This window comes from Streptomyces sp. TLI_55 (genome assembly GCF_900206255.1).
Taxonomy (GTDB): domain Bacteria; phylum Actinomycetota; class Actinomycetes; order Streptomycetales; family Streptomycetaceae; genus Streptomyces; species Streptomyces aquilus.
On record NZ_OAOJ01000001.1, the window covers coordinates 3,756,017 to 3,768,417 of the forward strand.

General features: G+C 71.5%; 11 protein-coding genes. 9 read left to right on the top strand and 2 right to left on the bottom strand.

Annotation, left to right across the window (positions count from 1 at the left end):
• The first annotated feature begins 1 nt into the window (after nucleotide 1).
• From CRP56_RS17295 to CRP56_RS17315, 5 genes are all read left to right on the top strand, one after another.
• On the top strand, nucleotides 2-664 hold the full coding sequence (locus CRP56_RS17295; RefSeq protein ID WP_097265024.1) for an ABC transporter permease: 663 nt from the start codon (nucleotides 2-4) through the stop codon (nucleotides 662-664).
• 12 nt (nucleotides 665-676) lie between these two features.
• Nucleotides 677-1,609 (top strand): ABC transporter substrate-binding protein, encoded by a 933-nt coding sequence (locus CRP56_RS17300; protein WP_097265026.1) that lies wholly within the window; start codon nucleotides 677-679, stop codon nucleotides 1,607-1,609.
• A gap of 150 nt (nucleotides 1,610-1,759) precedes the next feature.
• The gene (locus CRP56_RS17305) at nucleotides 1,760-2,422 is read left to right on the top strand and encodes a carbonic anhydrase (protein WP_097265029.1); all 663 of its coding nucleotides are present in this window, start codon (nucleotides 1,760-1,762) and stop codon (nucleotides 2,420-2,422) included.
• A gap of 84 nt (nucleotides 2,423-2,506) precedes the next feature.
• Entirely contained in the window at nucleotides 2,507-4,093 is a 1,587-nt protein-coding gene (locus CRP56_RS17310; protein ID WP_097265031.1) for a SulP family inorganic anion transporter, read from the top strand.
• A gap of 19 nt (nucleotides 4,094-4,112) precedes the next feature.
• Complete coding sequence (locus tag CRP56_RS17315) at nucleotides 4,113-4,544, top strand: hypothetical protein (protein ID WP_179851313.1); 432 nt, start codon at nucleotides 4,113-4,115, stop codon at nucleotides 4,542-4,544.
• A 6-nt stretch (nucleotides 4,545-4,550) separates the two neighbouring features.
• Here the strand turns inward: CRP56_RS17315 and CRP56_RS17320 are convergent, their stop codons facing one another.
• A complete protein-coding gene (locus CRP56_RS17320; protein WP_097265035.1) occupies nucleotides 4,551-5,315 on the bottom strand; it encodes an SDR family oxidoreductase in 765 nt (254 codons plus the stop codon).
• 146 nt (nucleotides 5,316-5,461) lie between these two features.
• Here CRP56_RS17320 and CRP56_RS17325 point away from each other — a divergent pair, with 146 nt between their 5' ends.
• Together CRP56_RS17325 and CRP56_RS17330 are read left to right on the top strand one after the other, a co-directional pair.
• The gene (locus tag CRP56_RS17325) at nucleotides 5,462-6,292 is read left to right on the top strand and encodes a helix-turn-helix transcriptional regulator (RefSeq protein WP_097265037.1); all 831 of its coding nucleotides are present in this window, start codon (nucleotides 5,462-5,464) and stop codon (nucleotides 6,290-6,292) included.
• Nucleotides 6,293-6,805: 513 nt separating this feature from the next.
• Complete coding sequence (locus CRP56_RS17330; protein WP_097265039.1) at nucleotides 6,806-8,374, top strand: recombinase family protein; 1,569 nt, start codon at nucleotides 6,806-6,808, stop codon at nucleotides 8,372-8,374.
• 51 nt (nucleotides 8,375-8,425) lie between these two features.
• Here the strand turns inward: CRP56_RS17330 and CRP56_RS17335 are convergent, their stop codons facing one another.
• Nucleotides 8,426-9,811 carry a cystathionine beta-synthase gene (locus CRP56_RS17335; protein WP_097265042.1) on the bottom strand — a complete coding sequence of 462 codons (1,386 nt, stop codon included), beginning with the start codon at nucleotides 9,809-9,811 and terminating at the stop codon, nucleotides 8,426-8,428.
• A gap of 149 nt (nucleotides 9,812-9,960) precedes the next feature.
• On the opposite strand from CRP56_RS17335, the gene CRP56_RS17340 reads away from it, so the two are divergent.
• Together CRP56_RS17340 and CRP56_RS17345 are read left to right on the top strand one after the other, a co-directional pair.
• Nucleotides 9,961-10,992 carry an SGNH/GDSL hydrolase family protein gene (locus CRP56_RS17340; protein ID WP_097265043.1) on the top strand — a complete coding sequence of 344 codons (1,032 nt, stop codon included), beginning with the start codon at nucleotides 9,961-9,963 and terminating at the stop codon, nucleotides 10,990-10,992.
• 160 nt (nucleotides 10,993-11,152) lie between these two features.
• Nucleotides 11,153-12,373 (top strand): acetyl-CoA C-acetyltransferase, encoded by a 1,221-nt coding sequence (locus CRP56_RS17345; RefSeq protein ID WP_097265046.1) that lies wholly within the window; start codon nucleotides 11,153-11,155, stop codon nucleotides 12,371-12,373.
• The last annotated feature ends 28 nt before the right edge of the window (nucleotides 12,374-12,401 follow it).

A 12,401-nucleotide genomic window follows, 5' to 3' on the forward strand; every position in this document is an offset into this window, starting at 1 on the left:
CATGTACGAGCTCATCAAGAACCTGGGCACCTGGCTGACCAGCGGCGCCAGTTGGACCGGCACGGACGGCATCGCCCACCGCCTCGCCGAGCACCTCCAGTACTCGCTCCTCGCCACCCTCGTCGCGGCCGCCATCGGCCTCCCGCTCGGCCTGCTCATCGGCCACACCGGCAAGGGCGCCTTCGTCGCGATCAACCTCGCCTCCTTCGGGCGCGCCCTGCCGACCGTCGGCCTGGTCGTCCTCGTCTTCCTGGCCGGCGGGCTGTCGATGCTGCCGGTCTACGTCGCCCTGGTCGCCCTCGCGGTCCCGGCGATCGTCACCAACACCTACGCCGGGATGACGGCCGTCGACCCGGACGTGAAGGACGCCGCCCGCGGCCAGGGCATGCGCGGCCACCAGGTGCTGTTCCAGGTCGAGCTGCCGCTCGCGCTCCCCCTGATCATGACGGGCCTGCGCCTCGCGCTGATCCAGGTCGTCGCGACGGCCACGATCGCCGCGTACGTCTCCTTCGGCGGCCTCGGACGCTACGTCTTCGACGGCCTCGCCCAGCGCGACCTCGTGCAGGTGCTGGGCGGCGCGGTGCTGGTCGCCGTGGTCGCCGTAGCCCTCGATCTGCTGCTGTCCGGCCTCCAGCGCTTCCTCTTCCGCCACCGCACCGCCTAGGGAATACCGACCATGAACCGACGCACCCTCATCGGCGGCCTGTTCGCGGCCGCCTCCGTCCCCGCCCTGACCGCCTGCGCGAGCGGCATCACCTCCCTCGACGGCCAGGGCTCCGCCTCCGGTGGCGGCGGCTCCAGCAAGGGCGGCATCACCATCGGCACCGCCAACTTCACCGAGAACCAGGTACTCGGCTACCTCTACGCGGCCGTTCTCCAGCAGGCCGGCGTGAAGGTGAAGGTCCGCCCCAACCTCGGCACCCGCGAGATCGTGATCCCCGCCCTCAGGAGCGGCGACATCGACCTGCTGCCCGAGTACCAGGGCGCCCTCCTCAACTACCTGGCCCCGAAGGACGATTCGGCCGAGCCCGGCACCATGCAGAACGCGCTCACGCTGGCGATGCCCAGCGGCCTCCAGGTCCTGCCGTACGGCCAGGCCGCCGACTCCGACTGTTTCGTGGTCACCCGCGAGACGGCCCGGAAGTACGGTCTGACCTCCCTCGCCGACCTGGCGAAGCAGAACGGCAAGCTGGTCATCGGCGCCGCGCCCGAGGTGAAGAAGCGCCGGGTCGGCGCGATCGGCCTGAAGGACGTCTACGGCGTGGAGTTCAAGGAGTTCAAGTCGCTGGACTCGGACGGCCCGCTGGTCAAGGGCGCCCTGAAGAAGGGCGACGTGGACGTGGCGAACCTCTTCACCACCGACACCGACATCGCCGGCAACGACTGGGTCGTGCTGAGCGACCCGAAGAACCTGATCCCCAGCCAGCACATCGTCCCGCTCATCGCCGACCGCAAGGCCGACGACAAGGTCCGCAAGGCCCTCGCCCGGCTCGGCAACGTCCTGACCACGGCCCAGCTCACCCAGCTCAACAGCCAGGTCGACAACGACAAGAAGGACCCGGAGGACGTGGCGAACGCGTACGCGAAGCAGCACGGGCTGACGAAGTGAGCCGACGCTGACACGTCGATGTGACGGCGATGATCCGACGTCGATGATCTGACGATGAATCAGCCAAGAGTCGTCAAACAGGCACAGACGGTGACTGATCGCATGCGTACGGTGATCAGGCGTCAACCGTACGACTCCTGAGGACACGTCATGGCCTCCAACCGCCGGGCCTTTCTGACGGTCACCGCCGTCGGCGCACTGGCCGCCGCCCCCGCCGCGGCGGCCCCCGCCGCCCCCGACCACCCGCACGACTCCCGCACGGCCCTCGCCGAACTCCTCGCCGGAAACCGGCGGTACGCCACCGGCCGCTCCCGCCACCCCCACGACACCGTGCGCCGCCGCCACCTCCTGGCGGGCGCGCAGCACCCCTTCGCGGTGATCGTCGGCTGCATCGACTCCCGGGTGCCGCCGGAGCTGGTCTTCGACCAGGGGCTCGGGGACCTGCTGTGCATAAGGACGGCCGGCCAGGTGCTGGACGAGGCGGTGCTGGCGTCCGTCCAGTACGGCGTCGAGGAACTGCGCATCCCGCTGGTGGTCGTGCTCGGCCACGAGCGGTGCGGGGCCGTCGCGGCCACCCTGGAACACCTGCGCACCGGCGCCCCCGTGCCCGCCCATCTGAACCTGCTGGTCGACGAGATCGCCCCGTCCGCCCGCCGCACCCGGGCCCTGCCCGGCGACTGGGCCGAGCACACCATGACGGCGCACACCCGCTGGGTCCGCGACGCCATCCGAGCCGACCCCGCCTTCCGCCGGGCCCATGTGACAGCCGCCCGCTCCGACCTCGACACGGGGCTCGTGACCGTACTGCCGTGAGCCTCCGGGCCTGTGGGCCTGTGGGCCTGTGGGCTGCTTCCGTGTCTCGTCGCCGCCTCCCCTCCCCGCCCCTTGAAGAGAGCCATGCACCGCTCCGTACTGCCCTCCCTGGCCGACCTGCGTTCCATGACCCGCGCGCCGCGTCGCGATCTGCTCTGCGGACTCACCGTCGCCGTCGTCGCCCTTCCCCTCGCCCTCGGTTTCGGGGTGACCTCCGGGCTCGGGGCCGCCGCCGGGCTCGTCACCGCGATCGTCGCGGGCGCGCTCGCCGCGCTGTGCGGCGGCAGCGCCCGCCAGGTCAGCGGGCCGACCGGCGCGATGACCGTCGTCCTCGTCCCGATCGTGCACCGCTACGGCGCCGACGGCGTCCTCACCGTCGGCCTGCTGGCCGGCGTCATGCTGCTCGCGCTCGCCTTCGCCCGCGCCGGTGCCGCCATGGCGTACGTCCCCGCCCCCGTGATCGCCGGTTTCACGATCGGCATCGCCTGTGTCATCGCCCTCCAGCAGATCCCGAACGCCCTCGGCGTGCCCGTGCCGCACGGCGAGCAGGTGGCCGTCGTGGCGGCGCGGGCCGGCGAGGAGTTCACGGCGGCCCCGCACTGGCCGGCCCTGCTGCTGGCCCTCGGCTCGGCCGCGCTCGTCCTCGCGGGCGCCCGCTGGAAGCCGGCCGTGCCGTTCTCGCTGGCCGCGGTGGCGGCGGCGACGGCCGTGGCGCAGGCCCTGCACCTGACCGTGACCCGTATCGGCGCGCTCCCCGCCGCCCTCCCCGCCCCCTCCCTCGGCTTCCTGGACGCCGGCCGCGTCCCCTCCCTGCTCGCCCCGGCCACCGCGGTCGCCGCCCTGGCCGCGCTGGAGTCCCTGCTGTCGGCCTCCGTCGCCGACGGCATGCGCCCCGGCGAGCGCCACGACCCCGGCAAGGAACTCTTCGGCCAGGGCATCGCCAACCTCGCCGCCCCGCTCTTCGGCGGCGTACCGGCGACCGGCGCGATCGCCCGCACCGCCGTCAACGTCCGCACCGGTGCCGTCTCCCGGCTCGCCGCGCTCGCGCACGCGGTGATCCTCGCCGGGATCGTCGCCCTCGCGGCCCCGCTGGTGGGCCGCATCCCGCTGGCCGCGCTCGCGGGCGTACTCCTCGCGACGGCGGTGCGGATGGTGGAGACGGACGCCGTACGGGCCATGGCGCGGGCCACCCGGGGCGACGCCCTGGTGCTGGCCCTGACCGCCGCCTCCACCCTCGCCCTGGACCTGGTACGGGCCGTCCTGATCGGCCTGGCGGTGTCGGTGCTGCTCGCCCTGCGGGCGGCCGTGCGCGGCACCCGCCTCACCCCCGCCGCCGCCGACGAGCTCCCCGGCGCGACGGGCACGGTGACCTACCGCTTCGACGGCCCCCTCCTTTTCGCCGCCGCCCACCGCTTGAGCCGCAGCCTCGCCGACGTGCGCGGCGTCGGAACGGTCGACTTGCGGCTGTCGGGGCTGACGGCGGTCGACGCGACCGGCGCGCTCGCCCTCAAGGACGCCATCGGCGAGCTGCGCGGCCGGGGCATCGAGGTCCGGGTGACCGGCGTCGAGCGAGGTCATCGCCGGGTCCTGGAGTCCCTGGGGGTCCTCCCGGACATCCCCAGCCCGAACACGGGGGCTATCCCCAGTGCGGCCGGCACCCCGGCTCCCTAACTTTGACTGCATGACCGGAATGGACGCGCGCGACGCCGACCTGAAGAAAGAACTCGACGCCACCCTGCAGGCCCGCAGGGAACTGGGCGAGGAGTACGAGTCCGCACTGGTGGACTCCTTCCTGGAGAAGGTCGACCAGCGCATCGACGGCGCGGTGGAGCGCCGGGTGCGCCGGCAACTGGCCGAACAGCAGATGGTGGTCGCCCGGGGCGCCCGGAAGCCGAGCCCTACGGACTCCTGGGGCGAGCGCTACGGCTTCGGCATCGTCTCGCTCGTCCTCGCCGTCCCGCTGTCCGCGATCGGCGGCGGCATCGCCCACCTGCCCGGACTGCTGGTCGCCTGGGCCGGCATCGTCGGCGTCAACGCCTTCCAGGCCCTCCGCACCAACCCCGAGCTGTTCCGGGGCCGCCGGCACCGCAAGTCCGAGCAGGACAGCGAGTGGGAGGGCTGAGGGGCCTCACGCCTGCCGGGTCGGCAGCACCATGATCTGACGCAGGTTGACGTGCCGGGGGCGGCTGGTGACGTAGGCGACGACATCGGCGACCTCCGCCGCGGACAGCGTGCCCATCGCGTCGACCATCCCGCCGACCTGCTCGCGCAGACCGTCGTTGTCGATGTGCGAGGCGAGTTCGCTCTCCGTCAGCCCCGGCTCGATGTTGGTGACCCGCACGTCGCGCGGCCCGAACTCGCCCCGCAGCAGCGCCGACAGGTGGGTGACCGCGGCCTTCGTCGCCCCGTACACGGCGTAGTTGGTGAAGCCGGTGACGTGCGCGCCGATGGATGAGACGTTCACCAAGTCCGCACTGCGGCCCTGCGCCGCCGCGCCCGTCAGGTCCTTGGCGAAGGCGCCGATGACGCGCAGGACGCCGGTGACATTGGTGTCGATCATCCGCTGCCACTCGTCGACACGGGCGTCCTCGATCGGGTTGGGCAGCATGACACCGGCGTTGTTGACGACCAGGTCGACGCTCCCGTACGCCTCGTGGGTCCGCTCCACGGCGGCGTCCACGGAGGCCCCGTCGGTCACGTCGGCGACCACGGCCAGGGCCTGCCCGCCGTCCGCCCGGATCTTCCCGACGACGGCCTCCAGCCGCTCCGCCCGCCGCGCCAGCAGAGCGACCTTCGCGCCCTGCGCGGCCAGCTCGACGGCGACGGCCTCACCGATCCCGCTCGCGGCGCCGGTGACGACGGCGGTACGGCCGGCCAGGTTCTCGTACGACATGAGTGCTCCTCGGTGGGTGAGTCGCCCGGTGTCTCCCGGCGACGTCCACCACCCTGCGCCGCCCCGCGCGGCCTACCCAGGGATGCGCTTTTCCTGGGTCTGGCAGAACCAGGTTGGAATTCCGCCCCTCCCCTACGATCGAACCCATGGACGGGGACCTCGGAGATTTCCTGCGCTCACGCCGCGCCCGCATCCAGCCCGAGGAAGTGGGGCTGGCCTCGTACGGGCGGCGCCGCGTGCCCGGGCTGCGCCGCGAGGAGGTGGCCCAGCTCGCGGGCGTCAGCGTCGACTACTACATCCGCCTGGAACAGGGCCGCGGCCCGAGCGTCTCGGACGCGGTCCTGGACGCGATCGCGCGCGTCCTGCGTCTCGACGACACCGAGCACGCCTATCTGCGCGCGGTGGCCAGGCCGCCGAAGAAGCAGACCCCCCGCCGCCGCGCCCCACGCGTCCGCCCCGGCGTCCAGCTCCTGCTGGACAGCATGGAGCGCACTCCCGCGTTCGTCCTCGGCCCCGGCATGGAGGTCCTCGCCTGGAACGCCCTCGGCGACGCCCTGCTGGGCTTCAGCCGGATGGCTCCGGCCCGGCGCAACATCGTCCGGCAGCTCTTCCTGGAGCCCGGCGGGCGCGACCTCTATCCCGACTACGCCGCGGTCGCCGCCCAGACCGTCGCCCACCTGCGCCTCAGCGCGGGCGCCCACCCCGACGACCCCGTCCTGCGCGACCTCGTCGGCGAACTCTCCCTCAAGAGCGAGGACTTCCGCCGCCTGTGGGCCGACCACCAGGTCAGGGCGTGCATGTACGGCGTCAAGCGCGTCCAGCACCCGGTCGCGGGCCTGCTGACCCTCCCGTACGAGTCCCTGACCCTCCCGGAAACCCCGGACCAGACGCTCGTCGTCTACACCCCGGAACCGGGCTCGGAGACGGCCGAGAGGCTGCAACTGCTGGGAAGCTGGGAATCCGCTCCCGCCCACTGAGAAGCCCCGCAAAAAAATATGTCGCGGGGACCGCCGCACCCCCGTTACCGGGGGGCGGGACGACGGCGGTCCCCGCGAGGGACGTCGACCGGGTCAGGGCCAGGTCTCACGTCCGGCGTCCATGGAGGTCCGGGAGCCGCTCCGGAGGTCCTTGGACGTTTCGGTGTCGGCGGGGGCGGGGAGCCGCTCCCGCCCTGCCGACACCCACTAATGTGCCGGACGCGTGTTAAGCGAGTGCTGCGCGGACGTGACGCCCTCGTACCACTTCCGGGAAGTCCACCGATTGGGTAGGCAAACGGAAGTTCGCCGCCCGCCCCGCCGGTTCACCGGACGTTCACCGCTGCTTCCCGCCCTTGGCAAGGAAAGCCGACGGAACCCGACCACTCCGTCAACGAGAAGACCCCTGCTCACCCGATGTACGGAACCAGTCGGTCATCGACTCGTCCGTCACGGCGTACAGCCGCATAGTTCGAGGCATCCGAACATTTCATCCCCCCTGGAAGGGGTGCTCGCATGCCCGGCTGGTCCAGGAGCTTCCTCGATCCCTCGCTCGTCGTGGCCCTGGAGGCCGGACGCACCTTCGAGGAATGGCTCGGCGGTCGCATACCCGCCGTGGACTACGCCCGGATCAGCGCCGACCAGAGCACGCGGTCCGCCGTCCTGGCCAAGGGCCGAGCGGCAGGCACGGGTATTCGCCACCAGCACGAGGAAAACATCGAGACGGCAGCCGCGTTCGGCGTGGCCATCGTCAAGTTCTACGAGGACAACGGACTGACGGCGGCGCAGCCGGCCCTCGTACGGCCGGCATTCCTGGAGGTGGTCGACGCCCTCCACTGCCGAAGGACGACCGAGGGCTTTCCCGTCCAGGCACTCATCGCCACGGAGCACGAACGCGTGTGGCGGCTGGCTTCAGACTTCACCCGGGTCCATCAAGCCGTCACGGTCACCGAAGAGGGACTGTTCATCGAGCGGCGAAGCGTTTTCGATCTCGGTTCGCTTCGCACCGCCGAGGCCACCGTCACCAGCGACGGCGAAGTACGGAGGACGAAGGAGCGCATCGAGCGCCATGTCCGGCGCCGGGCGATCGATGGGGGGACTCCGGGAGGCCGCAGACGCTTCGGCTGGCTGCCACCCGACCCCCGCTCCGGGCTGAAGATCAACATGCGCAGGGACCCCGAGGAATGGCCCGTGCTCCGCGAGATGATCGACTCCGCACTGCGTGGCACGAGTTGGAACGACATCGCCCGGCGACTGAACACCCGCGGCGTCCCGACCGCCTCGGGAAACCGGTGGAGCGGAGCGACCGTACGCCAGGCCCTCGTCAACCCAGTGATGTGTGGTTACCGGGCCATCCACGGCGAGCTGGTCCGTGACCCCGCCACCGGCGCACCGGTCGTCGGCCAATGGGACGCCCCCGCGACCGTCGAGGAGTGGAAGGCACTCGTACGACTCTCACGGGAACGGGGCTCGAAGAAAGGCACCCGTCTGACGAACGGCAGTCCGTCCGCGGGAGCCGAGCCCCGGAACCAGCGCAAGTATCTTTTCAGTGGGTACTTGCGCTGTGGTGCTTCCCGAGAGGACAGCCTGGTGTGCGGTTCCAAGATGGGCGGTTGTGCACGGCCGACCGCGACGAACCCCGCCAACGCCGTGTACGTATGCACCGCTCTGGACTGCGGAGGCACGGCGCGCAGCGTCCGTGACGTCGATCGCCACCTGCAGGAAGTCGTACTCGCCCTGCTCGACGAGCGGCGCACCGTCGCCAACGAGGAGGAGCTGGAGTGGGCCGGCGCTCCGCTGCTCCAATCCTTGATCAACAGACGTGATTCTCTCGGGCCGGAGCAGAAAACCGACCTGGAGGCCCGGATCTCCGGGCTGGAGGCCGCCCGGGACAAGCACTTCCGTAGCCGACGGGACGCGTCGGCCGGCTGGGACGCGTCACGCTGGCCGGCGATGAGTCTCGAAGAGAGGCGGGCGGCAGTCGGCACCGTCCTGCGCTCGGTGACCGTCCTGCCGCTTCCGCCCGGTCGGTCACGCCGCGCCCCGTTCGACCCCACGCTCTTGCGGGTCACCGCCGCGACGTGACCGAGGAAGCGCGGACGGGGTGCCGTCCTCGAGGACGGCACCCCGTCCGCCCTAGTGCACCGTGCGGGCCATGTACGCCAGCAGGTCCTGCCGTGTCACCACTCCGGTCGGCTTGCCCTCGACCAGCACGATCGCGGCGTCCGCGCGGCCGAGGACCGCCATGAGGTCTTCGATCGGCTCACCGGACCCCACCTGCGGCAGGGGCGACGACATGTGCTTCTCCAGCGGGTCGGTGAGAGTGGCCCGCTGGGTGAACAGCGCGTCCAGCAGATCCCGTTCGACCACGGAACCGACCACCTCGGCCGCCATGACGTCGGGGTGCCCGGCGCCCGGCTTCACCACCGGCATCTGGGAGACACCGTACTCGTGCAGCACCTCGATGGCCTGGCCGACCGTCTCCTCGGGGTGCATGTGGACGAGGCTGGGGATGGCGCCCGCCTTGTGCTTCAGCACGTCCCCGACGCTCGCGGCCGGCTCCGACTCCTCGAGGAAGCCGTAGGACGCCAGCCACTCGTCGTTGAAGATCTTCGAGAGGTAGCCGCGCCCGCTGTCCGGCAGCAGGACGACGACCACGTCGTCCGGGCCCAGGCGCTCGGCGACGCGCAGGGCCGCGACGACCGCCATGCCGCAGGAGCCGCCGACCAGGAGGCCCTCCTCCTTGGCGAGGCGGCGGGTCATCTGGAAGGAGTCCTTGTCGGAGACGGCGACGATCTCGTCGGCGACGGTCCGGTCGTAGGCGGTCGGCCAGAAGTCCTCGCCGACGCCCTCGACGAGGTAGGGGCGGCCGGAGCCGCCGGAGTAGACCGAGCCCTCCGGGTCGGCGCCGACGACCTTGACCTTGCCGTCGCTGGCGTCCTTCAGGTAGCGGCCGGTGCCGGAGATGGTGCCGCCGGTGCCCACGCCCGCCACGAAGTGGGTGATCTTCCCCTCCGTCTGCTCCCACAGCTCGGGGCCGGTGGAGTGGTAGTGGGAGAGCGGGTTGTTGGGGTTGGAGTACTGGTCGGGCTTCCAGGCGCCGGGCGTCTCACGGACCAGGCGGTCGGAGACGTTGTAGTACGAGTCCGGGTGCTCGGGGTCGACGGCGGTCGGGCAGACGACCACCTCGGCGCCGTACGCCCGCAGCACGTTGATCTTGTCGGTGCTCACCTTGTCGGGGCACACGAAGATGCACTTGTACCCCTTCTGCTGCGCGACGATGGCGAGGCCGACGCCGGTGTTGCCGCTGGTCGGCTCGACGATCGTGCCCCCGGGCTTGAGCGCGCCGCTCTCCTCCGCCGCCTCGATCATGCGCAGGGCGATGCGGTCCTTCACGGACCCGCCGGGGTTGAAGTACTCCACCTTGGCGAGGACGGTCGCCTGGATGCCCTGGGTGACGTTGTTGAGCCTCACCAGCGGGGTGTTGCCGACGAGACTGATCATCGAGTCGTGGAATTGCACCGTTGTCTCCGGATGCTGCAAAAGATGTGGTCGTAGTGGTTCCGCCAGCCTACGGCCCCGTGGCGGTTGTTCACTCCTCGTTGCGATTGGACGACGGCCCGTACGGGGCAAGGAGTGGATGTACGGCAACGAGGAGGTGGCGGCGACGTATGACGAGCATGTCGAGGGCGAGGGTGGCCCGGCGGATCGCGGCGGGCGCGGCGTACGGCGGCGGCGGGATCGGGCTGGTCGGCGCGGCGGCCGTGGGCGTGCTGCTGGCCGAGGTGCGGCTGGCCAAACGCCAGGTGGGCAACGGTCACGGCCCGTCGCCGCACGTGCCCAACGCACAGGGTCTGTACGGCCTCTCCTATTCCGTCCCCGGTGAACCGCCCCTCAGGCTGACCATGCTGGGCGACTCCACGGCCGCGGGCCAGGGCGTGCACCGCTCGGGGCAGACGCCGGGCGCGCTGCTGGCGTCGGGTCTCGCGGCGGTCGCCGAACGGCCGGTGGATCTGCGCAACGTGGCGCTGCCGGGTGCCCGCTCGGACGACCTGGACCGCCAGGTGGCCCTCGTGCTCGCGGACCCCGGGCGGCTGCCCGACGTGTGCGTGATCATGATCGGCGCGAACGACGTCACCCATCGGATGCCGCCGACCCGTTCGGTGCGTCATCTGTCGACGGCCGTACGGCGGCTGCGCACGGCCGGTGCGGAGGTGGTGGTCGGCACCTGTCCCGACCTGGGCACCGTCGAGCAGGTGCAGCAGCCCCTGCGCTGGCTGGCCCGGCGGGCCTCCCGCCAGCTGGCGGCCGCCCAGACGATCGGCGTCGTCGAACAGGGCGGCCGCACCGTGTCCCTGGGCGACCTGCTGGGCCCGGAGTTCGCGGCGAACCCGCGCGAGCTGTTCGGGCCGGACAACTACCACCCGTCGGCGGAGGGCTACGCGACCGCGGCGATGGCGGTGCTGCCGACGGTGTGCGCGGCCCTCGGGCTGTGGCCGGCCGACGAGGAGCGCCCGGACATCAGCCGCCGCGAGGGCTTCCTGCCGGTGGCCCGGGCCGCGGCGGAGGCCGTGGCGGAGCCGGGTACGGAGGTCACGGCCGCCATGCCGACGGGGCCGAAGGGGCCATGGGCCCTGCTGAAGAGGCGGCGTCGGCGGAGGGTGCCCGAGCCGGAGCGGGCGCCGGTCACTCCGTCGCCGTGAGGAGCCACTCAGAAAAGCAAGCGCTCAGCCATCCGAAAAAGCAAGCGCTTAGAAAACTGCGGCCAGGGTCACACCCCTACCCCCGTGACCTCGCCCATACGTACGGGTAACTTCCCAACCAGCCCTGCCCGGAAGAACCCGTAACGCCAATGGAGCCGTGATGCCCGAAGCAGTGATCGTCTCGACCGCCCGCTCCCCGATCGGCCGCGCCTTCAAGGGTTCCCTCAAGGACCTGCGCCCGGACGACCTCACCGCCACGATCATCCAGGCCGCCCTGGCGAAGGTCCCCGAGCTGGACCCGCGGGACATCGACGACCTGATGCTCGGCTGTGGTCTGCCCGGCGGCGAGCAGGGCAACAACCTCGGCCGGATCGTCGCGGTGCAGATGGGCATGGACCACCTGCCCGGCTGCACCATCACCCGGTACTGCTCCTCCTCGCTCCAGACCTCCCGCATGGCGCTGCACGCCATCAAGGCCGGCGAGGGCGACGTCTTCATCTCGGCCGGTGTCGAGATGGTCTCCCGCTTCACCAAGGGCAGCTCCGACAGCCTCCCAGACACGCACAACCCGTTCTTCGCCGAGGCCGAGGCCCGTACCGCCGAGGTCGCCGCGCAGGAGGGCACCACCTGGCACGACCCGCGTGAGGACGGCCTGGTCCCCGACGCCTACATCTCGATGGGCCAGACCGCCGAGAACCTCGCCCGCTGGAAGGGCGTCACCCGCCAGGACATGGACGAGTTCGGCGTCCGCTCGCAGAACCTCGCCGAGGAAGCCATCAAGAACGGCTTCTGGGAGCGCGAGATCACCCCGGTGACGCTGCCCGACGGCACGGTGGTCAGCAAGGACGACGGCCCGCGCGCCGGCGTCACCCTGGAGGCCGTCGGCGGCCTGAAGCCGGTGTTCCGCCCGGACGGGCTGGTCACGGCCGGCAACTGCTGTCCGCTGAACGACGGTGCCGCCGCCGTCGTCATCATGAGCGACACCAAGGCCCGCGAGCTGGGCCTCACCCCGCTCGCCCGCATCGTGTCCACCGGCGTCTCGGGCCTGTCCCCCGAGATCATGGGCCTCGGCCCGGTGGAGGCCTCGCAGCAGGCGCTGCGCCGCGCCGGTCTCACCATCGACGACATCGACCTGGCCGAGATCAACGAGGCGTTCGCCGCGCAGGTGATCCCCTCCTACCGCGACCTGGGCATCGACCTGGACAAGCTGAACGTGAACGGCGGCGCCATCGCCGTCGGCCACCCCTTCGGCATGACCGGCGCCCGCATCACCGGCACGCTGATCAACTCCCTGCAGTTCCACGACAAGCAGTTCGGCCTGGAGACGATGTGCGTCGGTGGCGGCCAGGGCATGGCCATGGTCATCGAGCGCCTCAGCTAACCGAGTTGGCGTCCCTTTCGGCGCAACG

What these genes read in the sequence shown, in the direction of transcription:
- CRP56_RS17310 (WP_097265031.1), top strand. Translation starts at nt 2,507, where the DNA reads ATGCACCGCTCCGTACTGCCCTCCCTGGCCGACCTGCGTTCCATGACC.
- CRP56_RS17295 (WP_097265024.1), top strand. Translation starts at nt 2, where the DNA reads ATGTACGAGCTCATCAAGAACCTGGGCACCTGGCTGACCAGCGGCGCC.
- CRP56_RS17340 (WP_097265043.1), top strand. Translation starts at nt 9,961, where the DNA reads ATGACGAGCATGTCGAGGGCGAGGGTGGCCCGGCGGATCGCGGCGGGC.
- CRP56_RS17300 (WP_097265026.1), top strand. Translation starts at nt 677, where the DNA reads ATGAACCGACGCACCCTCATCGGCGGCCTGTTCGCGGCCGCCTCCGTC.
- CRP56_RS17325 (WP_097265037.1), top strand. Translation starts at nt 5,462, where the DNA reads ATGGACGGGGACCTCGGAGATTTCCTGCGCTCACGCCGCGCCCGCATC.
- CRP56_RS17330 (WP_097265039.1), top strand. Translation starts at nt 6,806, where the DNA reads ATGCCCGGCTGGTCCAGGAGCTTCCTCGATCCCTCGCTCGTCGTGGCC.
- CRP56_RS17320 (WP_097265035.1), bottom strand. Translation starts at nt 5,315, where the DNA reads ATGTCGTACGAGAACCTGGCCGGCCGTACCGCCGTCGTCACCGGCGCC.
- CRP56_RS17305 (WP_097265029.1), top strand. Translation starts at nt 1,760, where the DNA reads ATGGCCTCCAACCGCCGGGCCTTTCTGACGGTCACCGCCGTCGGCGCA.
- CRP56_RS17315 (WP_179851313.1), top strand. Translation starts at nt 4,113, where the DNA reads ATGGACGCGCGCGACGCCGACCTGAAGAAAGAACTCGACGCCACCCTG.
- CRP56_RS17345 (WP_097265046.1), top strand. Translation starts at nt 11,153, where the DNA reads ATGCCCGAAGCAGTGATCGTCTCGACCGCCCGCTCCCCGATCGGCCGC.